This is a genomic window from Mycobacterium sp. IS-1590 (assembly GCF_001500025.1).
Taxonomy (GTDB): Bacteria; Actinomycetota; Actinomycetes; order Mycobacteriales; family Mycobacteriaceae; genus Mycobacterium.
Map to the genome: position 1 here is coordinate 191,993 of NZ_LQIW01000023.1, position 20,975 is coordinate 212,967.

Here is a 20,975-nt window from a genome sequence, read left to right on the forward strand (position 1 = left end):
ACAGGGGGGCAATGCGCAAGATTCCACGTCAGATCTCTGACCGGCTTCCCGCCGCGGCGGACTTGTTCGCCGAGAAGGGGCTCAACGACTCCAAGATCGAAGACGTCGCCGCGGTGACCGGTGTGCCGAAAGCGACGCTGTACTACTACTTCGCCGGCAAAGAGGACATCCTTGCCTTCCTGCTCGAAGACCTCCTCAAGGACATCTCCGATGCCGTGACCGCGATCGTGCACACCGACGGCACCGGTGCCGAACGCCTCGAACTCGTCATCCGCGCACAACTGCGGGCAATGGCGCAGCGGCCAGCGGTATGCCGTGCACTCATCGGCGAACTGGGACGAGCGGCCCGCATGCCGGCCATCGCCGAGATGATCAATACCGCCTACCAACAACCCGTCGAAACTCTGCTCATCGAAGGGGCCCGCGACGGATCCCTCGTCGCTCAGCCCGATGCACGATCGACGTCCATTGCGCTGTTCGGCGCGGTCACCATCAATGCACTCATGTACCTGGTCACCGAGAACCACCTCGACGAGACGGTGGTCGCCAGCACCCTCAGCGCCGTCATGTTCGACGGCCTGCGCCCGCGCACAGGAGACCAGTCATGAGCACCTACGGCCTGTCGGTTCTCGGCGGGGATCTGAAGTCACTGGCCCAAACCGCCCAGGCCGCTGATGCGGCCGGGTTCGACGCCGTATGGGCCTCCGAGTTCTACTCTCGGTCCGGATCGATCTCCATGGCCGCGATGGCCAACAGCACACAGAACTGTCGGATCGGTTCCTCCATTCTCTACGGCGTCGGCCGAAGCCCCCTGGTGCTGGCCACCGAGGCACGCGACCTCGACGAACTCTCCAACGGACGACTGGTACTCGGCATCGGCAACGGCACCAAACGGATGATGGGCGACTGGCACGGCGTGCCCGACACCTCCGCACCCGCCCTGCGGATGGAAGAACTCGTGATGCTGCTGCGCCGGATATGGAACCTGCATGAAGGCCCGATCCATCACGAGGGCCGTTTCTACAGAATGAATCTCACCCCGACCGGCGACATGGGACCCTCCAGCCGGCCGATCCCGATCGTCACTGCCGGTGTCCGGCCCCGGATGTGCGAGGCGGCCGGGCGGGTGGCCGACGGCCTGGCCGGACATCCGCTGTTCACAACCACCTACGTCGAGGAGATCGTCCGGCCCGCTATCGCCAGGGGTGCCGCGCACACCGGCCGCGACCCCAATGACGTGGAAATCATTTCCATGGTGATGTGCGCCATCCACGACGACACCGAGGTCGCCAGGCGCGAACTGGCGCAGCAGATTGCGTTCTACTCCTCGGTCAAATCCTACGAGACGGTACTCGATGTGAACGGCTTCGCCAGCGAAGGCCGAACCATCCGAGAAGCATTCGCCCAGCGCGATTTCCCGGCGATGTTCGCCGCGGTGTCCGAGGAGATGATCGACACCATGGGTGTCGCCGGGACGGCACACGAGGTCCGTGAACAACTGAGACGCTACGAAGGCGTCCTCGACCACATCATGCTGTATTCACCATCGGTCGGCATCGCTGCGGAACGCGTGCAGCAAAACTTCGCCAGCATCATCCGGGAATGCTCGCCCGCCTCGATGTCGCCAGGGCGGTCCTGTCCACGTTCAACCTGATCCACGTATTGCCGCCCAAGTCGACCCGTCGCCGCGTCCGCGGCCGCATCAGTGGGTCTGCCGCGCCGACCCCGCCGATGATTGCGTGGCGCTGTTGACGATGTTGGCGTCGTCGGTGTCGGGGAGGTCATGGCGGACCACGCGTACCCGTCCTTGAGGTAGGCAGGCCATGTAGCCGTGGCGCATACCATACAACTCCCACGCTGTCTGTTCAGCGTCGGGATCGACATCGATGCGATGTCCGCGCGAGAAGCTCAGGTGTAGTCCTCCATCGTCGCTGGAACAGGCCTGGGTGCACACTGCGCCGGCGAGGTTCAGCAGTGGGCGTTCGTGGGTCGCGATCCTGAGGGGGTCAATACGCACCGCCTCGATGGGGTAGGTGCCGACGGCAGGAAGGGTCAATAGCAGGGGGCAGGAGATGACGATTTCGTTGTAGTCATCGAAATCCAGAACCAGGCCGCCATGCAGCGAGAGGCGTTGTACAACAAGGTTTTCGATCCATTGGGTGTACATGGCAGTCTCTTTTCGACGCATCGTTGAGCCGTATCCCCAAAGAGTACGCTAAGTAGCGCTGCGATATCAGTAGTATCGTTATCGGTTGGCGGTGGGCCTAGCAGCGCTGGTCACGACGCGCCTGGTGGCTCGGTCAATGCGGTCGCGGGTGTCGGCGGCTGTCGCGCGGTGGCCGCTGAAGGTCACGAGGTTGGCCAACCAGATGTCGGAGATGACCCCAGCGACGTGCAGATCGGTAGGGGTGGGCTCGCCGCCCCTGAGCGTGCGGGCCAGCAGGATCTGGATCTCATCGGCCGCGCGGTCGAGTTCCGCGGCGGCGCGGGTGTCTGCGACGGCGAAGGCCCGTGTCATGGCCGTCGTCAGCCATGGGTCGCGCTGCCAGCGGTCATGCAGATGTGAGGTGAGCCGTTCGAGCCGTTCCAGCGGTGTGCCCTCACCACTCGCCCAGTCGCCGGCCGAGTCGAGTCGACGGAACTCGCGCGTCAGCGCTGCTACCAGCAAGTGGGTTTTCGCCGGGAAATAGCGGTAAAGCGTGCCGACGGCGATGCCGACCCGCTCGGCAACCGTCCGCATCTGAACCGCCTCGTAACCACCCGACGCAGCCACGGCCAAAGCTGCATCCAGAATCGTTTCCCGGCGCCGTGCGGAGGCGCGCGAGCGCGACGCGCTAGCGGTCCGCTTCTCTCCAGCGACCGAGTTCGCTTCCGAGCGTCGGGTTTTGCCGTGGCTGCGAGCCTGAGGGAAAGTCATGATGGCCCCGGGTCGAAACTGCCGCGGCGCGAGAACTGTTCCAGAAGATCGCCGAAAGCGCTGACATCGCCGTGTGCGGCGAAGTGTTCGGGCCTGACTGCGACGAACACTGCATTGGCGGTGAAGCGGGTGATCCCACGCTCACCAGTGCCTGTCGCCGTGACGTGCAGCGCCCGTCCTTCACGAGAGGTGATGTGGGCAGTAATCCGGTGGGGCTGATGCAGCGGCACCGGCCGCAGATACTCCACCGTCAGGCTGCGAGTCACCGCCGGGGTGCCGGCGACCCACAATGTGAAGCCCAAGACGTCATCGCACGCGGCCGCCACGGCTCCGCCATGGGCCAGGCCTGGAGCCCCGATGTGGCGCTCGTCGAAAGTCACATCGGAGTACACCGCGTCGCCGCTGCGGTGCACCACCAAACGCAGTCGGTGGGGATTGTCCGGGCCGCAACCCATGCACGTCGTTGTGTGCGAAGGTAACCGCTCCGGCAGCGATGCGCTTCCTGGCACCATCACGCTCCAATACTGTCGGTTTCGCTTCGATACCGTTAGTACCACACTGCTAGACTGCCAGGACAACATCGCGTGAAAATCGACCGCCCGAGGTGAATGAGTGAGCAACAGTCAGTCAGCGCCAGTCCCTGACGATGACGTGGACCCGCGGCGCATCCGGTCACGCACCCGGCTGCTGGATGCTGCGGCAACGCTACTGAGCACCGGTGGGGTGGAAGCGGTCACTATCGATGCCGTCACCAAAGCATCCAAAGTGGCCCGAACCACGCTGTACCGCCACTTCCACAGTTCGTCGCATCTGCTCGCAGCCACGTTCGAACGCCTACTTCCGCAAGTGACCACTCCGGCACCGACCAGCGGACCCCTCCGTGAGCAGCTGATCGAATTGCTCAGCCGCCAAGCCGCACTCTTCAACGACGCACCGCTGCATGTCACGACACTCGCGTGGCTCTCATTGGGGCCCACCGGCTCCACTAACGAAGCGGATGAGCGCCACACATCCGGGGCGCTACGGGCCCGAGTCGTTGACCAGTACCGTCAACCATTTGACGCCATACTCACCAGCCCGAGAGCACAAGCCGAACTCGACGACTTCGACCGGGAACTGGCGCTCTGCCAACTCGTCGGACCACTCGCCTTCGCCCGAATGACCGGGCTTCGCACCATCACTCACAATGACTGCGCGAACATCGTCGATGACTTCCTCGCCGCCCACCGCAAGACCGATAGCGACGCCAAAGAGTCGAAGATCGCCACCAAGAAGACGGGCCGCCCCGCGCGCTTAGCTCGCTAGGCACAACGAAATCACAGCGTCCAGCCGGCTGGTCTTCGGGCCCTTTTCGCCTTCTCGCAAATCGCGTCGGCGATGGCATCGAAGGACCGTTCGTCGCCATCATCGGCGAGGCCGTGCGCGCAGATTCCATGGGCATCCGCGTGACGATTCGTGCCGGCAAAGTGAGTGCACCACCTCAGTGTTCGGACCGCCGTTTCCCGCGTTGAGAACTCTTCCCCCTACGTCCGTGAGGTGTCTCGCGGGCAACCCCTCGCATCCGCGGTCTCGCAATCCTTGGGACGCGGGGTGTCTGCGCCGCGGATCTTTATCCGGATATCGTCCGTCGTTAAGTGATCGTGCTTATTGGCAGAGGGGTCGAATTCCGAGTGGGGTGAATGCCCAAATCAGAGGTCTGTTCGAGGGCGAGTTTGTTCGCTGCGTCGCAAGCGCTGGCTGTCGGTGTCTCTTGATAAGACTGTTGCGAGCTGACTGCGTACCTGTGGTCAACAGGCAGGAGGATCCGATGTACTTCAAGGTCACGGTCACTGGTGACGCCAACCGCTATCCCACGTGGGCCTTGTACGGCGACAACCATGAGATGGTCGCCTGGGCAGGCGAAGGCTTCGAATCGCAAGCCAACGCCACCAGAGCGGCAAATGCCTTCAAGTCCGGCGGGTCCGCAGCACGGTATGAGACATTCCAGGACGTCGGCGGAAGCTGGCGGTGGCGCGCATGGCGGTCGAGTGACAAAGTTGCCGCCTCAGGTGAGTCGTTCGCCAGCTCTTACAACGCGGAGCGCGCCGCCGAGAACGTGCGGGCGAACGCGCCGTATGCGACTGGGCCCTGAGCTGCGTACATGGGTGACAATGACGATCTGAAGTTGAATCCACGGTTCCTGCGGCGAGCAGCGGAACAGGTGCGCGACTTTGAGCGGGCGTTCAGCGCCCTGCTCGAGCTGTGTCAGTTCACCGCTGGGCTTCGGGCGATGGCTGGTCCCGACCTGCCTGACGAGGTACTTGCCGGCTACGCCAGTCTGCCCGCCGTGACACCGAGATCTGATGTGTCAGACGACGAATGGGTGGCGGCGAAGGGCCGCTGCTCACGGACAGCTGGCCGTATTGCGCATCTTCCCGACATCACCGGTGTGCGGATATCCCGCCCGGGATTCGGCGGTCCGGTTAACCCGTTCGAGATGTGGATAACTGTCACCCAGCCGCACTCGCTCGTACAGCCGGACGACATCCTCGCCGCGTCCGAACACACCATCGGCATCCTTGAATCGATGGTCGACCGTGTCGATGTCACCGGCGACATCAGCATCGAGGATATGCACCCTTTGGTCTGGGGCGCGGCTCGAGGCCAATGGCGCATCGAGTTGTACCGCGAAGCGGTGTCATCCGCCGTGGGCGCTGTCATCGACCACGTCCGCCAGCTCACCGGAAGGACTGACCTCGACGACAAGGACGTTTTCACGCAGGCCTTCTCGCAGAGTCCACCCAAGGCTGGTGCTCCGCGATTGCGCTGGCTCGGAGGTAATCAAGACCAGACCGTCATATCGATGAACCGCGGCTTGTTGAGTTTCTCGACGGGCGTCCATGCTGCGATCCGAAACCCAACCACCCACGACCGGACGCAGCTATCGGCGCAGGAGGCCGCCGAGAGGCTCGCCGCTTTAAGCCTTCTGGCGACTTGGGTGGAGAAGTGCAGGCTCGACAGCGTCGACGCCACGCAGTGAACAATCACTCGCGAGAACTCAAGCGCTGGAACCGCCGCCGCGAAATCCATCTGAGGCACAGCGATACGGTCAGCGGGCTCTTTCGGCGATGTAGGCGGTCCAGTCGCGGGCAGCAAGTCTGGCCCAGTCGGCGGCGTTTTTGTCGGTGAGCCCGAGCAGTTCGGCCAGGACTGGTGCGGGCATGTCGCCGGAGAGGTGGAAGAGGGTCGCTTTGCGGTTCTCGTAGGGCTTGATCCCGATGGCGACGAGCTGGGAGCGGATGTTCTCGGTGGCGAGGTGCGCTGCAGGGTTGCCGCCGCGGAACAGCCAGCCGGTTCCACGTGAGGCGTAGAGGCTTTTGCCGCGGTGCTCGAGGTGCTCACGGATGAGGTCGTCGAGGAGCGGCGGCATCTGGACTGGAATCTTGCTGAAGGTGACGTGCACGGCCCGGTCGTCGGTGATCGCGACCTGACTGGTGCGCATGGCGACGATGCGTGAAAGCGGCTGTGCGAACAGCAATGTGAGCAGGCCCGCAATTCGTGTATAACGGCGCACGGTCGTGTCGTGCAGCAGACGCTCTACGGCCGCCCACCGCTGCGTATCGGAGACGGTTACTGAGGGCGGTGACTGCGGGACGTCGGGGACTCGGAGTTTGGTGTTGGTGCGGGATTGGCGTAGCCAGACGATGAAGGCGTACTCATGGTTCAGCATCCTGCCGACGTGTTCTTGGTAGCGCTCCAACAGATCCTGGGTCGCGGTCGCCGCACTGGCGTCATGGCGGGCGAGGAAGCCCACGAACTCGATCGCGACGCGGATGCGCCGTCGACACGCATCGGCCATCGACTTGGTCAACCGGTCTTCACGGGCGGCCTTGCGCATTCCTCGCAGCACCTGCCAGTGCGCGAATCGGCGAATCAAGGCGGCGTCCTCGGCGGGCAGTTCGGCGACGATGTCTTCGATCCAGGGCAGCATCCGTTCGATGCGGATGTCGAACGGTTCCAGGACACCGACCGCGACGAGAAGACTGCGAAGGTAGTCGTGGGCACGATCCGAGGGCAGGGTGCGGAAGGTGTCGTGGCTGATGTCGACCGCGCCGCAAGCCATCTGCCCGAGAAGTTGGGGGCCGATGCCAGGTTTCTTGCGCAGCCACCACAGCCCTGTTTGTGGGCGTTCGGAGTTCACCAGCTCGTCGAAGACCGGCCGCAATTGGCGGTGAATCTGGCCGGTCGTCGGGTCGGCGAGCAAGTCGCTGAGGCGTTCACGCAGGAAGCATCGCGCGCACCGATTGTGCCCGTAGGGATGGTCTTCGCGCCCGCATTCGCGGCACCCGAAGATCGACTCGACACCGGCACATGACGCGCACACCACCGTCTCGCCGCGTCGCCATGCCAGCGGCCGCACGACATGGCAGCCCGGACAGGTTTCGGGGTGGTAGTGCCGCCTGCGACGGCAGCCGACACAAATGCGACACCCATGCGTCAGCCGGGTCAGGTAGTTGGTGCTTGCGCACTCCCAGCAGGCTCGTCGATTCACTCGTTGTCGCCGGGGCGGCGGATCCTGGCGCGGATCGGCCGCAGGTCGCCGATCCCGGGCCCGCTGTCGTTGACTGCGGGTGCCTCGCGGATCTGTTCTTGGGCGAGCTCGAACAGATCGTTGGGGGTGCACGCCAGGATGTCGCACAGCGCCGCCAGCAGGTCGAGATTGATGCGCTGTGGAGGCTTGGTAGCGATCCGGTGAACCATCTGTCGGGAGATCTCCACGCCACGTTCGTGCAGCGGTGCGACGAGGTCGGTGGTGGCGAACATGCCGTTCTCGGCCATCAGGCGGCGCAGGTTCCACCGGAGGACGGTTCTAGTGCTCATCCTGGCTCCCTTCAGTCGTCGCGGATCCGTAGACGCGGCGCAGCGCCGCCTGCAACGTTTTGGTCTTGAAGTCGTTGGACACCGAGGTGTAAATCGCGGTGGTCGAGGCGTAAGAATGTCCGACCTGCTCGGTAACGAACCGTTCCGGGTAACCGAACTCGATCAGGTGGGTCACATAGGAGTGCCGCAGGCAGTGCAGGGTGAGGTCTTGAGGCAGACCGGCCTGCGCCCGCAAGTAGGCGAATCGCTTGTCCATTTGCTTGGTCGCCACCCGCTGCCGACGCTCAGTCAGCCACAACTCTTGACGGCTGCCGGGACTCAGAAGCGGCCGGGCTTGATCGACCCATTGGCGCAGTCCGTCGATCACCCAGTCGAACTCGGGAACGGCCAGCACCGTGCGACGCCGAGGGGCGCTGCCGCGGCTGGACTTGGCATACCGGACGTGGACGGCGCCGAACGTTCCCCACGCCGGCATCCGCGGGTTGGGACGCAGGTCGGCCACGTCGAGGTAGCACAGCTCTCGACGGCGTAACCCGAAGGCGTAGGCCGTCTTGATCATCTGCGCGTCGCGCAACGCCGCCAACGCGCCTTTGCGACCCGAACGCGCAATGATGTCCACTCGATCGGCAAGGAACGCGAACAACGTTTCCACCTCGTCGTAGGTGAACGGCCGGCGGGCGGGCTTGCCCTCGTATTCGACCAGATGCGCCGCGGTGTTGAAGTCATGGCAGACCTGCGACGGGATCCTTTCGAACCGCTGCTCGCACTGCGAGATCCAGCCATAACGGCCATCGAGTAGGTAGTCACAAAACAACCGCAGCGTCATGTGGTAGCCGCGAATTGTCGAGGGCGCCTTGCGGTTGTTTCCCGACATCAGAGCCGCCGTGAAGTCCTCGACATCGCCGGCCGTCCAATCCCACGGATGCGTCTCGGCGAACGCAGCGAACCGTCGCACGAACGCCAATCGCGATTCGATCGTGGCCTCGGCAAGCAGCCGGGACTTCTGCTGGCGTCGCCACCCCGACAGCATCGCTTCAAAGACCGCGGACGGTTCATCAAGATGGACCACGCCCGCGGCGAGAACGAGGTGCGCCGAACCTGGAACGCTCAACTGAAGGCCTCCAGACGGTCAACTCACAGTTGTCAATGTCAACGGCAAGTTACCACGATCTGGGCCGAAATCGCTCATCAGCACAAACGGGAAATGGTTCAATGGCGGCTTGGCGGCTCTCGCCCCAAGCGCCACCCGCGTGCGTCAACTTTAAGTTGATTGGCGATCTTCTGGCCCGGAGTGCAAGAGGTGTGTGGATCCGACTTTGAGCAGGGACTTGATGTGATGCGGCAGCGCCGAGGTGCATTGACCCTGCGGCAACGTGGCAGAGGATGAGGCGATGAGCGCCCGCGAGTTCCGCGACGACGACACCGGCTACATGGAGTGGCTCACCGAGCACCCCGCTGGCTACGTGATCAACATCAGGCGTAATCACAATCCGACCGACGCGCGCGTTCACCGTGCGGGCTGCTCGACGATCAGCGTCCGGCAGCAGAGCGGCAAGGGATCATGGACTGACCAATACGTGAAAGTCTGTGCGGAGCACGTGATCGGAATCGAACAGTGGACGGCCGAACACGTAGGAGAGCCGATCTCGAGGTGCAGGACGTGCCGTCCTGGCCAAGACGTGCCTCCGCGTGTTCTCGACACGGAGACAAAGACCGCAGCTTCGAGCTCTGATCACGCAACCCGCTTTGAGATCCACGGACCGGACGGTGAGGTCGTCCAGGCGTGGGCCGATGACTACATCCGATTCGAGCGCCAACATCGGCCTGAGTGGCAGGAGCGCTTGCGTTCGGCTATCAAGTCCCGTTGCAGGCAACTGGAGCCTGCAGGCGGACAGGTGCTACACGCCACATTCTTTGGCGAGAAGGACGACAGGGCGGACGTCGAAAACGTCGTGCTCTACGGCATCGACTCCTTCGCAGTGGCTGGCGCCAACGGAATCCGCTTCGAACTCGCTGGTGCCGCGACACCAGCTCCGGATGGTGCCGTGTATCCGTTTGGGTACCGCTACGCACTTCGGTCGCGGTCTTGCAGCTTCGACGGTTGGCAGGAGGGTCGGCAGCTCGCAGCGTTCGGCTGGACGGACCTGGGCGCGTTCGCGGGCGAAAAGCTGGCAGCACAGGTGTGGTTAGCGGTTGTCCGCGGACAGGTCAAGGTGGCCGAGTCCGTCTGCGATCGAGGGACGGCTTTCGCGGTCAAGGTCGAGGTGCGACCTCCGCGTAGGCATCGGCGCGTGTTAGGCAATCTGGTCAAGGGGGTCGTGGACGGTGTGGTCGCTGCATTCCAGGCCCACACTGACACGACGATCCTGCACGAGGTCGCATCGCGGCTCGCAATGAGTCTCGCAGCCGACCCCGCAGACATAGAACGCCACTTGCTTGATCAACGCCGCGCTGTGCTCGGCTCGGTGCCGCGACTCGTCCGCTTGTCTAACGATGGTGTCGTTTGGGCACCTGCCGACGAGTTCTGCGTCGCCGGCGAGCTACTCCGGGTTGAACCGATAGATGAGCACTGGGCGATTCGGGGCGAGGTCGTCGAAGTCTCCCGCTGACATCACCGTGATGCAGGTTGCTCGGGCTTCGTAGGTCGCCCTGCCGTGGGTCTCGGACTGTCTTTACGAATGTGGCTGTGGTGGTGGACTTATCCGGCTGCCAGTTCATAGGTTGCAGACATGGGCGCGAATGAGAAGCTTCTTGCGCGGCGCCGGGCATGGGAAGCGCAGCGAAAGAAGAGAGAGGAGCGGGTTCGCCGTGATCGAGCCAACGCGGCCGGTGCCGAGGAGATCCGGGCAATTCTCCATAGAATCGGCACCGTTGATACCTGGGAACGCAAGCGCTTCGACCAGGCCGCCGAGAACATCCGTGCTGATGCGGTGAAGAGGCGGGCTGCTCACTTTCGTGAGCTGCAGGCTGTGGTCGACCAGATGCGGGCTCGCGGCCAAACCTTTGCGCAGATCGCTGAACTCGTCCGCTTGGATGTCCGCGAAATTCAGACTGTCCTGCGCCGCGCGCGCACCGGAGATCAGGGTGGACGGGGTTCAACGGCTTCGGCGGCAGCGAGTCCGAGACCTGTTGATGCATTGGGTCCGAACACCGACTCAGTCAGCGTCGATCCACTGCCAGAGGATGTAACCCGGGGTTCGCCCGGTGCGGGTGTTGGCGGTGGCTACGATCCGACTCGCTGTGTCCGCTGCGATGCGGTGATGCTCGATGAGGACGCCGCTCCTCGGCGTGGCCGTCGCCGATTGTATTGCTCGGACACGTGTCGTCGAGACGCGTCGTCGGCGCGCACAGCCGCGCAACGCTACGGCGCACCGATACGTGTCGTCGAAGTGCCGAAAGTCACTGCGTCGCAGGAGCAATCTGAGCCGACAGGCCGACGGAACGAGCCTGTCGTGCAGGTGGATGCCGTAGGAACTGCGCTGGGTGACGCCGGGGTGCTGTGTGAGTTGCTCACACGTGTGGCAGAGCAGGCTCGGCTCAAGAAGCTCGATCGGGCAACTCTGACGGCCGCGCGGGATCTATCCAATGCCGTTCATCCGCACCGTAGCTGGTGAGAAGGTCAGGCGAATCAGCGGCTCATGTGTCTCGACCTCCGCCGGGAACGTCGTCCGGCGGGACTGCACCCAGTCATACTCGCGACGGTCCGGCCCGCAGTGTGGATCGCACTCTGCGCGAGGTCATCTGACAAATATTCGATACTGGCTTGCAACTCGTAGACGGCATCCTCTCGCGCTTGAGCGATCGTGGATGAAGCGTCGTCCTGACTGGGCTGGCACCCGTACTGGTGGCCGACGCCGTCAATCACGACGTCGATCAGGTCGTCGAACCGGCTAACCAATTGTTGCGCGTCCATTTCGGCGTGCTCCTCGATGAACTCGTCACGCTCGTCGGGAGTCCAAGATGGCGGGAACGGCAGATGTGTTCGGTAGAGGTCTCGAATCGCGGCGTCGAGACGGCCCGATAATGCGATCTCCGGCCAATTAGTTGCCGCGGCGGTGGCCAACCGCTTCAGATCGTTATCGAGATTCATGTCAACTGGCCTTCCCGTGTACGTCCTGATAATGCCCTCCGGACCCGACAGAACAACTCGCGATTACGCAGAACGACGCAGGCACTGCTACGCGGGTAGGTCTTCGCGGCTCTCATCGGTGACCGGTGCAACCGCGATCTCAGGATTACGCAGCGTGGTGGTGCTCGACGGTAGCAGCGAGGGACGCGAGGATTGCGAGGCTAGTTGAGCCACCACATCTTTGTATGGCGGATAGATGGTCCATAGCAACACGTTCCGATGGTTACGCGCGCCGTCGTCGTCGATGACCCATCCGAGGCTCCGCAGCGCCGGTGCGTGCCGCCTCAGACTTGCTGTGACATCTCTGCCGTTCTTCGGCCATTCCTTGGGGCGTCGCCAGTGGTCGCTGACCGGGGTGACCATCGTCAGGAGGTCGCCGCCAGATTTCCCGACGAGTGGTTCACGGGCGTGCCGCCGCAGTTGTTCAATAAATGGGTCGGCAGACAGGCTGTCCTCGGAGAGCTGATCGGCGCGCGACAAGTAGCGACGCAAGCCATGGGTCGACAACGCCTCGTCCACGGCCGCCAGGGTGCGGCCAAAGTCCGCCATCCGTGGCGCGTTGTCGACCACGATGGTCGCCAGGCGCCGATGCACAGCGCAGGCTAAGTCGAGCAATCCGCCTAAAATTCCTGGTAGAGACTCCATCCACATCTGTCGCATCGTGGCCTCCGGTTGTCGCATGTGGTGATCGATGCGTCGTAGGTCGACCGTCGCGAGTCGCTCGGCGAGGTCGGGACGTACCGCACCGACATCGATGCCGTTGATGATGACGCAGCGGCGGAACTTCACAACCGCGAGATCGGCGTCGGTGTAAAGCGCACGTTTTACGTTGCCGTCGCCGGTGGCGGCGCGGCACAGCGAGTCCGACAACCACGACGGGATGGCGGACAGGTTGTCCAGTGCGACTACCCACGAGCCGGAGGCAGCGGTCACCCAGGAGTCGGCGTCGCGCGGCGCCTGGCGCAGCGGGACCGGCGACGGGTCAATGAGGTCGACCAGCATGCGTGTCGTCGTGCTCTTGGCGCTGCCTTGCTCCGCGAAGAGTGCCAACACAGGATGCGGCACGTCGCATTGGATCAATGCAGCGACGAGCGCCGCGAGCAACACGGGCCGGTCTTCGACGGCGACATTGACGAAATCCCATAGCCGCTCCAGATCACCATCGGCCAGAGGTAAGGGCATGGCTGCGGTCAGCCTGGTTCGCGAAAACCGCACCGGCGCGGAGTCGAGGACCGTCCAACGGCCCGAGCCGATGCGAATGACCTTGCCATCGGGTCGTCCGGTATCGATGTAGCTCGCCCCGTGGTGCTCGGCAACGCGCAGGTGCAGCTTCTCCGGGGCCTGGGCAGCTGCCAGGCCTTCAAGGATCAACGTGGCGTCGGTGAGTGCTTGACCGCCGGCGACTGCGCCGGTCTCGGCGAAGTATCGGGCGGCAAGGTCGGCACGCAGCCCTGTTCGGCCACCGCGAAGGAGCATCGCAATATGCGGACGCGTACGTTCGGCGCCAAACGGTTCGCCGTCTTCCGACACCCCGAGAAGGTAGCGTTCCTGCGCCATGCCGACCAGGCGGGCGGCAACTGACCGCTTGTCCGCTTCTTCCTTGGCGCTCATAGGATTTCCTGCCCGTGCTGCTTCTGCAGGCAGGCATGGCGAGCTATTCTCATAAGGAACTTCCGTGTGTGAGGTTCGGGTGGTTCGAACGAAAAGCCTCGGCTAGTCCCCGGGGCTTTTCGCTTGGATGGTCGTCATGCCGCGTCGCCGCCTCCTCGACGGGTTGCATTCTCCCGCTGCGATATCCACCGCAGTACCTCGTCGCGCCGATAGACGACTCGGCGTCCGAGCGTGAAGCTCGCAGGGCCGATATCCGAATGGCGCCAGTACCGCAGCGTCCCGACCGGAACTCCTGTCAGCTCCGATACCTGTTTAGCTCCAAGCAGTTCCATTGTGATTCCTCCTGGATCAAACTTGCTCCGTACGGATCTCACCCTGCTGGTGGCCTTATCAATCTGTCCACCAGTAGCGTGGAATTCACGCTGAAATTGGTGCCGGTCGGTTCTTCTCACCGACTGTCGGTGGTCGGTGCCAGACTTGCGTTGGCAGAGGAGCAGCTATGCAGAGACGTAATCGCCGTGGCGGCGTGGAGGACCGCTGGCGGCGGGCAGACGGTGGCCCTACTGCGCGGGCAGGCAAGGGGCGTCGCTGGCTGGCACGTTATGTCGACGACCAGGGCCAGGAGAACACACGGTCCTTCGAGCGGAAGGTGGATGCGCAGGCCTGGCTCGACGAGATCACAGCCATGCAGGTGACGGGCGCTTACGTCGCTCCGAAGGCGGGACGCGTCAGCGTCGGCGAGCTCTACGCGAAATGGCTTGGGACGCAGAGCCATCTCAAGAAGACGACGGCATCGACGCGGCGATACACGTGGCCGGTGTACGTCGAGCCTCGGTGGTCAGCTGTAGCTGTCGCCGACGTGCAGACGACCGACGTCCGGACGTGGGTCCAGTCGCTGACGTCTGCCGGTGCCGGCGCGGCCACCATCGAGAATGCTGTGGGAATTTTGCGTCAGGTGCTGGAGATGGCGGTCGAGGACCGCCGTATCGCACGCAATCCGTGTGTGGGAATCAAGCTTCCTCGCCGCAAACGGCGGCCGCGCGGTTACCTGACTCACCGGCAGGTTGAGCAGCTCGCGATTGAAGTCGGGACGGATGCGACGGTCGTGCGTTTCCTGGCCTACACCGGATTGCGCTGGGGAGAGATGGCGGCACTGCGTGTCGGTGACGCGAAGATGCTTCGACGTCGCGTCCACGTGCGTGAGTCCGTCACGGAGGTCGAAGGTCAACTCGAATGGTCATCACCCAAGTCCTATGAGCAGCGGATGGTGCCCTTTCCCGCATTCCTTGCTCACGAACTGGCCGCACTGATGGTCGGGAAGAAGCCCGATGACCTAGTCTTCGCCGCGCCCGAGGGCGGAATTCTGAGAGTGTCGAACTGGCGACGCCGAGTGTTCAACAAGGCGGTCAAGCGGCTCGTCGCCAAAGATGCAACCTTCCCGGTGGTGACCCCCCACGATCTCCGTCACACCGCCGCGTCTCTGGCCATCAGCGCCGGCGCCAACGTCAAGGCCGTTCAGACCATGCTGGGGCACGCCTCGGCGGTCCTCACGTTGGACACCTACGCCGATCTGTTTCCGGATGACTTGGAGATGGTTTCGGCGGCTCTCGACGAAGCTCGAACTCAATCGCTGGAAGCTGCTGCGGACCAGCTGCGGACTGGAAAGGACGAAGGCCCCGACCAGTACAACCAGTCAGGGCCTCTTACCTGCGATAACACGAGTCGGGGTGGCGGGATTCGAACCCACGACCTCTTCGTCCCGAACGAAGCGCGCTACCAAGCTGCGCCACACCCCGCGTGAAGCCACGACAGCGTATCGCACCAGCAGGCCGCCAAGCCAAACGCCTAGGGGCGGCGGCGCTCTGCACGGTCACTCGCTTTCCCGTTCGCGAGACGTACACCAGGGCGGTATCTCAGGCGGTACCGCGACCGTGGTGTACGCCTCGCGAACGCGACAAGAACGCGGCCACGGTAAGGAACCGATCCCAACGTCGGCGAGACGTGATTTGCGACACGCCGCGGGAAGCAACCGGATGTCGGTGGCGTTCTCCATCATGTAGGCAACCGACGAAGCGAGGACGAGATGACTGGTCTTGGCGCATCCATCTACCTGGGTTTCTTCGTTCTCGCCGCGGTGTGGCTGTTCCTCACCTCAGACGGCCCGCTGATCGGTGGCGACGACGATCAGGGCCAGCATCCTGAGCGCTCGAAGACGTCCAACACCGACGCGAACTCCGAGGGGTCCAACCCCTGGCTGGTCAGCCACTCGTCGCAGAAGTAGGTGTCCGAATAGCGGTCGCCGCTGTCGGCGAGCAGTGTGACCACCGATCCGCTGCGACCCTCATCCCTCATCTCCGCCAACAGGCCGAACGCGCCCCACAGGTTCGTCCCGGTCGACGGCCCGACCCGTCGGCCCAGCACAGCGCTGGCGTGTCGAGCGGCGGCGACCGAAGCGGCATCTGGCACGACGACCATCCGGTCGACCACGCCGGGCAGAAACGACGGCTCCACCCGCGGACGGCCGATCCCTTCGATGCGCGACGACACACCGGTGACGACGTCACCGCGGTTCTGCGCATAGGACGGGAAGAAGGCAGAGTTCTCCGGGTCGACCACACAGAGCCGAGTGGCGTGGCGGCGGTAGCGAATGTAGCGGCCGATGGTGGCGCTCGTCCCGCCGGTGCCCGCGCCGACCACGATCCACTCGGGCACCGGATGCGCCTCGTCGCGCATCTGCTCGAAGATCGACTCGGCGATGTTGTTGTTGCCGCGCCAGTCGGTGGCCCGCTCGGCGTTGGTGAACTGGTCGATGTAGTGCCCGCCGGTGGCCTCGGCGAGCCGTTCGGCCTCGGCGTAGACCTGACTGGACTCGGCGACGAAATGGCAACGGCCGCCCTGAGATTCGATCAACGCGATCTTGCTGGTGCTCGTCGAGGACGGCATCACGGCGATGAACGGCAGACCGAGCAGTGCCGCGAAGTACGCCTCGGACACCGCCGTCGACCCCGATGACGCCTCGATGATCGTGGTGTTCTCGTCGATCCACCCGTTGCACAGCGCGTAGAGAAACAGCGACCGCGCCAGCCGGTGCTTGAGGCTGCCGGTGATGTGGGTGGACTCGTCCTTGAGGTACAGCTGCAGATCGCAGCCGTCGCACCAGGCCGACGGCAACGGATAGCGCAACAGGTGGGTGTCGGCGCTGCGGCGCGCGTCGGCCTCGATCAACCGGATGGCGTCGTCGACCCACGCGCGCGGGCCACTACGGCTTGCGGTGAGGGCCCTGTCGTTCACCGCACCGTCGGTCACCGCACCGCGACGCTCGGATGGGACGTGCCCGCCCGAGCGTCGGCGTCCCGGCCCCCGGTCGGCGCGGCGACCAGTGTCAGCAGCGTGGCCTCGGGACGGCAGCAGAACCGCAGCGGGGCGTACGGCGAGGTGCCGATGCCCGCCGAGACGTGCAGTTGGGTGTGCGCACCCCAGCGTGACGGACCCTTGACCCGCGACCGGTCCAGGCCGCAGTTGGTGACGAGGGCGCCGTAGAACGGCAGGCACAACTGGCCGCCATGGGTGTGGCCCGCCATCACCAGCTGATAGCCGTCGGCCGCGAACCGGTCGAGCACCCGCGGTTCCGGCGAATGGGTCAGCCCGAGCGTGAGGTTCGCGGCGGGACTGGCCGGGCCGGCGACGGTCTCGTAGCGGTCGCGTGACAGATGCGGGTCGTCGACGCCTGCGGCCGCGATGAGCTGACCCCGCACCTCCAATTCGCGCCGGGTGTGGGTCAGGTCCAGCCAGCCACGCTCGGTGAACGCCGCGCGCAGGTCCTGCCACGGCAGCGGTTCACCGTGAATGCGCTGGCCGGGCCGGGTGATGTAGTTGAGCGGGTTCTTCGGCGTCGGGCCGAAATAGTCGTTGCTGCCGAACACGAAGAATCCCGGCACCGACAGCAGATCCGACAGGGACTGCACCACGGCGGGCACGGCCTTGGGGTGAGCGAGGTTGTCGCCGGTGTTGACCACGAGATCGGGCTCCAGGGCGACCAGCTCGCGCAGCCAGGCCTGCTTGCGCCGCTGTCCGGGCCGCATGTGGATGTCGCTGATGTGCAGCACCTTCAACGGTGACGACCCGGGCGCCAGCACCGGCATCGTCACTTCTCGCACCACGAAGGCGTTGCGCTCGATCACCGCTGCGTAGCCGATGCCGGCGACCAGCGCACCGGCGGACGCCGCGGCGGAGTTCTTCAGGATCGTCGTCGAACGGGCGGACATGCTGCAGAGCCTACTGCCAGTGGTGCCGACGCAGCGGTCTCGACCGCTCGGTCGTAATCAACTCCACATCGATCACGGTGGCGGTGGTGGCGCAGGCGGAGGGGGTCCGAGCACCGGCACCGTGATCGGCGGGAGGCCGGGAATCTCGACCACCGTCTGCCCGACTGGGGCGGGAAGGCCGGGTATCGCGCCCGGGGGCGGCGGCGGCGGTGCCGGCGGGATGCCGTTGGAGACCTGGATCGTGATGATCGACCCCGGCACCGTCTGCCCCGCCGGCGTCGTGCCGACGACGGAGCCGCGGGGCGCGTTGCTGTTCACCGACGACGCCTGGTCGGCGACCTGGAAGCCGGAGTCGCGCAACCGCTGGCGCGCGGCGCTCTCGGTCAGGCCCGACACGCTGGGCACCCGCGAGCCGGGGCCGCCCTCGACGTAGCGCGGGTCCGTCGGGGGCAGCCGGACCTCGCCGAAGTTGTTGGCGATCGGCTTCATCGCCGCGAACCACGTCCTGGCCGGTTCGTTACCGCCGTACAGGTCGCCGTACCCGCACTTGCGCAGCGGGAACGAGCACAGTTCGCCGGGCGCGGTGGAGTCGTCGTAGATGTAGTTTCCGGCGGCGAGCGTGTTGGTGAAGCCCAGGAAGGCCGACGAGCGGTGGGCCTCGGTGGTGCCGGTCTTACCCGACATCGGCAGGTCCCACCCGACCGAACCGGCCGCCCCTGCGGCGGTGCCCGCCCCTTCGTCGTCCTTGCTCATGGCGTTGGCCAGCGTGTTCGCAAGGCCCTCGGGCACCGCCTGCTCGCAGGTCTCGGTGGTGACCGAGACCTCCTCGCCGTGCCGGTCGATGACCTGGGCGATCGGGTTCGGCGGGCACCACACGCCCCCGGAGGCCAGCGTCGCTCCGACGTTGGAGAACTCGAGCGCATTGACCTCGATCGGCCCCAGCACGAACGAACCGAGGTTCTGCCGTTTGATGAAGTCGGCCAGGCTCTCGTTGCTGCCGGGGTCGTAGTCGCGGGCGGTGCCGGGCAGCGCGTAGGAGCGCAGCCCCAGCCGGACCGCCATGTCGACACTGCGCTGCACACCGACCTGCGAGATCAGCTTGGCGAAGGCCGTGTTGGGCGACGTCGCCAGGGCGTCGGTGATGTTCATGGCGCCGCGGTAACCGCCTGCGTTCTTCACACACCACGTCGCGGCCGGGCACCCCGGGGTGTCGCTGCTGCCCAGCCCCTTGGCCTGGAACTGGGCGGGCACGTCGAGCTGGGCGTTGATCCCCATCCCCATCTCCATGGCCGCGGCGGTGGTGAACAGCTTGAACGTCGAACCGGCGCCGTCGCCGACCAGGGAGAACGGTTGGGGCTGCATGGTCTCGCCCGCGTCGAGGTTCAGCCCGTAGGTCCGGCTGCTGGCCATCGCCAGCACCGGATGCGATTCCTTACCGGGCTTGATCACGCTCATGACGCTGGCCACACCGTCGAGGTCCGGCCTGGCGAACTGGTTGACCGCCGCCTTCACCGGCCCCTGGACGTCGGGGTCCAAGGTGGTCCTGATCAGGTATCCGCCCCTGGCGACCTGTTCCTTGCTGATGCCCGCGCGCGCCAGGTACTCCAGCGCGTAGTCGCAGAAGAACGCGCGGTCGCCGGCGGCAATGCAGCCGCGGGGCAGTTCCTTGGGCTGCGGCAGGACGCCCAGCGGCTCCTCCTTGGCGGCGCGCAACGCGGCCGCTTCCTCGGGGATGTTCTGGATCATGGTGTCCAGCACCAGGTTTCGCCGTGCCAGCGCACCCTCGGGGTTGGTGTAGGGGTTCAGCGTGCTGGTCGACTGCACCATGCCCGCCAGCAGAGCGGCCTGCTGCCAGTTCAACTCCGAGGCGTTGACGCCGAAGTACGTCTGCGCGGCGTCCTGCACACCGAAGGCGCCGTTGCCGAAAGACACCAGGTTCAGATAGCGGGTCAGGATCTCGGACTTGGTGAACGTCTTGTCCAGCGTCAGCGCCATGCGGATCTCGCGCAGCTTGCGGGCCGGGGTAGTCTCGATGGCGGCGCGCTTCTCGGCGTCGGTCTGGGCGATCACCAGCAGCTGATAGTTCTTGACGTACTGCTGCTCGATCGTCGAACCGCCGCGGGTGTCCAGATTGCCGGACAGATACCCGGACAGCCCGGTCAGCGTGCCCTGCCAGTCGACGCCGTTGTGTTCGGCGAACCGCTTGTCCTCGATCGAGACGATCGCCAGCTTCATCGTGTTGGCGATCTGATCGCTGGGCACCTCGAAGCGGCGCTGGTTGTAGAGCCAGGCGATGACGTTGCCCTTGGCGTCGACCATCGTCGAAACCTGCGGGACCTCACCCTCGACCAGTTGCGCCGAACCGTTGGCCACCACGTCGGAGGCCCGGTTGGAGACCAGGCCGAAGCCACCGACGACCGGAAACAACAACGCCGCGGTGATGACGCTGGCCAACAGAACGCACCAGGCGAGCTTGATCACCGTCACCGTCCGCGGAGGCGGAGTTGGCGGTGGACTGTCCGGCATGACCTACAGACTAACGACGTCGCAAAACGCGGGCTCGCCACGGGCGATCGGCGGACCGCGAAACCGCGCCGAGCGGCGCGGAGGTCGGTTTTGCCGACTGACGGCACGGTCGTCCCAAAAAAGTGGGGTCGTACGTATTGCGCAACACGACTGTGACCATCTAATTTGATCGGACAGTGCGATACAGGTCACACTGACCCCTCGCAATGTGACGTAGATCGCATCAGCGCTCTACTACCAGGGATCGCGCCGTACCGGTGTTGACCGGGGGGCGGTTGGAACGGAGGGAATCCTGGTGTCAGCTACGAGGCCCGCGGCGCGCAGAACCGCGATGACGTCGTCGGCTCACAGTGTCGTCCACGGTGCCGAGGCCGAAGCCCGCATCGCCTGGGTGTCGCAAGCCCGATGCCGCCAAACCGATCCTGATGAGCTGTTCGTCCGGGGGGCCGCACAGCGCAAGGCCGCAGTGATCTGTCGGCATTGTCCGGTGATCCTCGAGTGTGGCGCCGACGCGCTCGACAACCGGGTGGAGTTCGGGGTCTGGGGTGGAATGACCGAACGGCAACGCCGCGCCCTGCTCAAGCAACATCCCGAGGTCGTGTCCTGGGCGGAGTTCTTCAACGCCCAGCGCAAGCACCGCAACGCGGTCTAGGCCGCGCCCACATCT

The 20,975-nt window shown here is 64.8% G+C and carries 21 protein-coding genes, 1 tRNA gene and 1 pseudogene; 9 read left to right on the top strand and 14 right to left on the bottom strand.

The window, feature by feature from the left end:
* Positions 1-11: 11 nt before the first annotated feature.
* The gene (locus AU197_RS15640; protein ID WP_064403595.1) at positions 12-608 is read left to right on the top strand and encodes a TetR/AcrR family transcriptional regulator; all 597 of its coding nucleotides are present in this window, start codon (positions 12-14) and stop codon (positions 606-608) included.
* Entirely contained in the window at positions 605-1,654 is a 1,050-nt protein-coding gene (locus AU197_RS15645; RefSeq protein ID WP_064403596.1) for an LLM class flavin-dependent oxidoreductase, read from the top strand. Before AU197_RS15640 ends, AU197_RS15645 begins: the two co-directional genes overlap by 4 nt.
* 48 nt (positions 1,655-1,702) lie before the next feature.
* On the opposite strand, the gene AU197_RS15650 is transcribed toward AU197_RS15645, so the two are convergent.
* The 3 genes from AU197_RS15650 to AU197_RS15660 form a co-directional block, all read right to left on the bottom strand.
* Positions 1,703-2,167 (bottom strand): DUF6188 family protein, encoded by a 465-nt coding sequence (locus AU197_RS15650; RefSeq protein ID WP_064403597.1) that lies wholly within the window; start codon positions 2,165-2,167, stop codon positions 1,703-1,705.
* A gap of 78 nt (positions 2,168-2,245) precedes the next feature.
* Entirely contained in the window at positions 2,246-2,917 is a 672-nt protein-coding gene (locus AU197_RS15655) for a TetR family transcriptional regulator (protein WP_064403598.1), read from the bottom strand.
* Entirely contained in the window at positions 2,914-3,429 is a 516-nt protein-coding gene (locus AU197_RS15660) for a PaaI family thioesterase (protein ID WP_120271088.1), read from the bottom strand. Before AU197_RS15660 ends, AU197_RS15655 begins: the two co-directional genes overlap by 4 nt.
* A gap of 100 nt (positions 3,430-3,529) precedes the next feature.
* Between AU197_RS15660 and AU197_RS15665 the strand changes: the two genes are divergently transcribed.
* The 3 genes from AU197_RS15665 to AU197_RS15675 all read left to right on the top strand — a co-directional run bounded on the left by AU197_RS15665 (position 3,530) and on the right by AU197_RS15675 (position 5,936).
* Positions 3,530-4,222 (top strand): TetR/AcrR family transcriptional regulator, encoded by a 693-nt coding sequence (locus AU197_RS15665; RefSeq protein ID WP_013471001.1) that lies wholly within the window; start codon positions 3,530-3,532, stop codon positions 4,220-4,222.
* Between the two features lie 478 nt (positions 4,223-4,700).
* Positions 4,701-5,048 carry a YegP family protein gene (locus AU197_RS15670; RefSeq protein ID WP_231744957.1) on the top strand — a complete coding sequence of 116 codons (348 nt, stop codon included), beginning with the start codon at positions 4,701-4,703 and terminating at the stop codon, positions 5,046-5,048.
* A gap of 9 nt (positions 5,049-5,057) precedes the next feature.
* The gene (locus tag AU197_RS15675) at positions 5,058-5,936 is read left to right on the top strand and encodes a TIGR02391 family protein (RefSeq protein WP_050597092.1); all 879 of its coding nucleotides are present in this window, start codon (positions 5,058-5,060) and stop codon (positions 5,934-5,936) included.
* A gap of 69 nt (positions 5,937-6,005) precedes the next feature.
* Here the strand turns inward: AU197_RS15675 and AU197_RS15680 are convergent, their stop codons facing one another.
* The 3 genes from AU197_RS15680 to AU197_RS15690 form a co-directional block, all read right to left on the bottom strand.
* Positions 6,006-7,316, bottom strand: coding sequence for a hypothetical protein (locus AU197_RS15680; protein WP_030133892.1), 1,311 nt, complete (start codon positions 7,314-7,316; stop codon positions 6,006-6,008).
* Positions 7,317-7,444: 128 nt separating this feature from the next.
* Complete coding sequence (locus tag AU197_RS15685; protein ID WP_064403599.1) at positions 7,445-7,777, bottom strand: helix-turn-helix domain-containing protein; 333 nt, start codon at positions 7,775-7,777, stop codon at positions 7,445-7,447.
* Positions 7,767-8,888 carry a tyrosine-type recombinase/integrase gene (locus AU197_RS15690; protein WP_030133894.1) on the bottom strand — a complete coding sequence of 374 codons (1,122 nt, stop codon included), beginning with the start codon at positions 8,886-8,888 and terminating at the stop codon, positions 7,767-7,769. The genes AU197_RS15685 and AU197_RS15690 overlap by 11 nt, the downstream gene beginning before the upstream one ends.
* A gap of 262 nt (positions 8,889-9,150) precedes the next feature.
* On the opposite strand from AU197_RS15690, the gene AU197_RS15695 reads away from it, so the two are divergent.
* Together AU197_RS15695 and AU197_RS26040 are read left to right on the top strand one after the other, a co-directional pair.
* Complete coding sequence (locus AU197_RS15695; RefSeq protein WP_064403600.1) at positions 9,151-10,386, top strand: hypothetical protein; 1,236 nt, start codon at positions 9,151-9,153, stop codon at positions 10,384-10,386.
* Positions 10,387-10,506: 120 nt separating this feature from the next.
* Positions 10,507-11,391, top strand: a complete 885-nt coding sequence (locus tag AU197_RS26040; RefSeq protein WP_082696697.1) for a hypothetical protein — start codon at positions 10,507-10,509, stop codon at positions 11,389-11,391.
* Between the two features lie 14 nt (positions 11,392-11,405).
* Here the strand turns inward: AU197_RS26040 and AU197_RS15700 are convergent, their stop codons facing one another.
* From AU197_RS15700 to AU197_RS26655, 4 genes are all read right to left on the bottom strand, one after another.
* Positions 11,406-11,867, bottom strand: coding sequence for a hypothetical protein (locus tag AU197_RS15700; protein WP_064403601.1), 462 nt, complete (start codon positions 11,865-11,867; stop codon positions 11,406-11,408).
* Positions 11,868-11,954: 87 nt separating this feature from the next.
* Complete coding sequence (locus AU197_RS15705; protein ID WP_064403602.1) at positions 11,955-13,517, bottom strand: AICE element replication initiation protein; 1,563 nt, start codon at positions 13,515-13,517, stop codon at positions 11,955-11,957.
* A gap of 134 nt (positions 13,518-13,651) precedes the next feature.
* Positions 13,652-13,849: a helix-turn-helix transcriptional regulator gene (locus AU197_RS26045; protein ID WP_082696698.1), complete on the bottom strand. Its 198-nt coding sequence runs from the start codon at positions 13,847-13,849 to the stop codon at positions 13,652-13,654.
* A 506-nt stretch (positions 13,850-14,355) separates the two neighbouring features.
* Positions 14,356-14,712 carry a hypothetical protein gene (locus AU197_RS26655; protein WP_064403603.1) on the bottom strand — a complete coding sequence of 119 codons (357 nt, stop codon included), beginning with the start codon at positions 14,710-14,712 and terminating at the stop codon, positions 14,356-14,358.
* Between AU197_RS26655 and AU197_RS26660 the strand changes: the two are divergent.
* Positions 14,623-15,030: pseudogene (locus tag AU197_RS26660) on the top strand (tyrosine-type recombinase/integrase); the annotation flags it as partial. The gene AU197_RS26655 and the pseudogene AU197_RS26660 overlap by 90 nt on opposite strands.
* 209 nt (positions 15,031-15,239) lie before the next feature.
* On the opposite strand, the gene AU197_RS15715 reads toward AU197_RS26660, so the two are convergent.
* The 4 genes from AU197_RS15715 to ponA2 form a co-directional block, all read right to left on the bottom strand.
* Positions 15,240-15,313, bottom strand: a tRNA-Pro gene (locus tag AU197_RS15715).
* 388 nt (positions 15,314-15,701) lie between these two features.
* A complete protein-coding gene (gene cds1 / locus AU197_RS15720) occupies positions 15,702-16,808 on the bottom strand; it encodes an L-cysteine desulfhydrase Cds1 (protein WP_064403821.1) in 1,107 nt (368 codons plus the stop codon).
* An 11-nt stretch (positions 16,809-16,819) separates the two neighbouring features.
* Positions 16,820-17,782 carry a metallophosphoesterase gene (locus AU197_RS15725; RefSeq protein ID WP_064403604.1) on the bottom strand — a complete coding sequence of 321 codons (963 nt, stop codon included), beginning with the start codon at positions 17,780-17,782 and terminating at the stop codon, positions 16,820-16,822.
* Between the two features lie 72 nt (positions 17,783-17,854).
* Positions 17,855-20,308: a transglycosylase/D,D-transpeptidase PonA2 gene (gene ponA2 / locus AU197_RS15730; RefSeq protein ID WP_064403605.1), complete on the bottom strand. Its 2,454-nt coding sequence runs from the start codon at positions 20,306-20,308 to the stop codon at positions 17,855-17,857.
* Between the two features lie 295 nt (positions 20,309-20,603).
* Between ponA2 and AU197_RS15735 the strand changes: the two genes are divergently transcribed.
* Positions 20,604-20,960 (top strand): WhiB family transcriptional regulator, encoded by a 357-nt coding sequence (locus AU197_RS15735; RefSeq protein WP_064399335.1) that lies wholly within the window; start codon positions 20,604-20,606, stop codon positions 20,958-20,960.
* Positions 20,961-20,975: the final 15 nt, after the last annotated feature.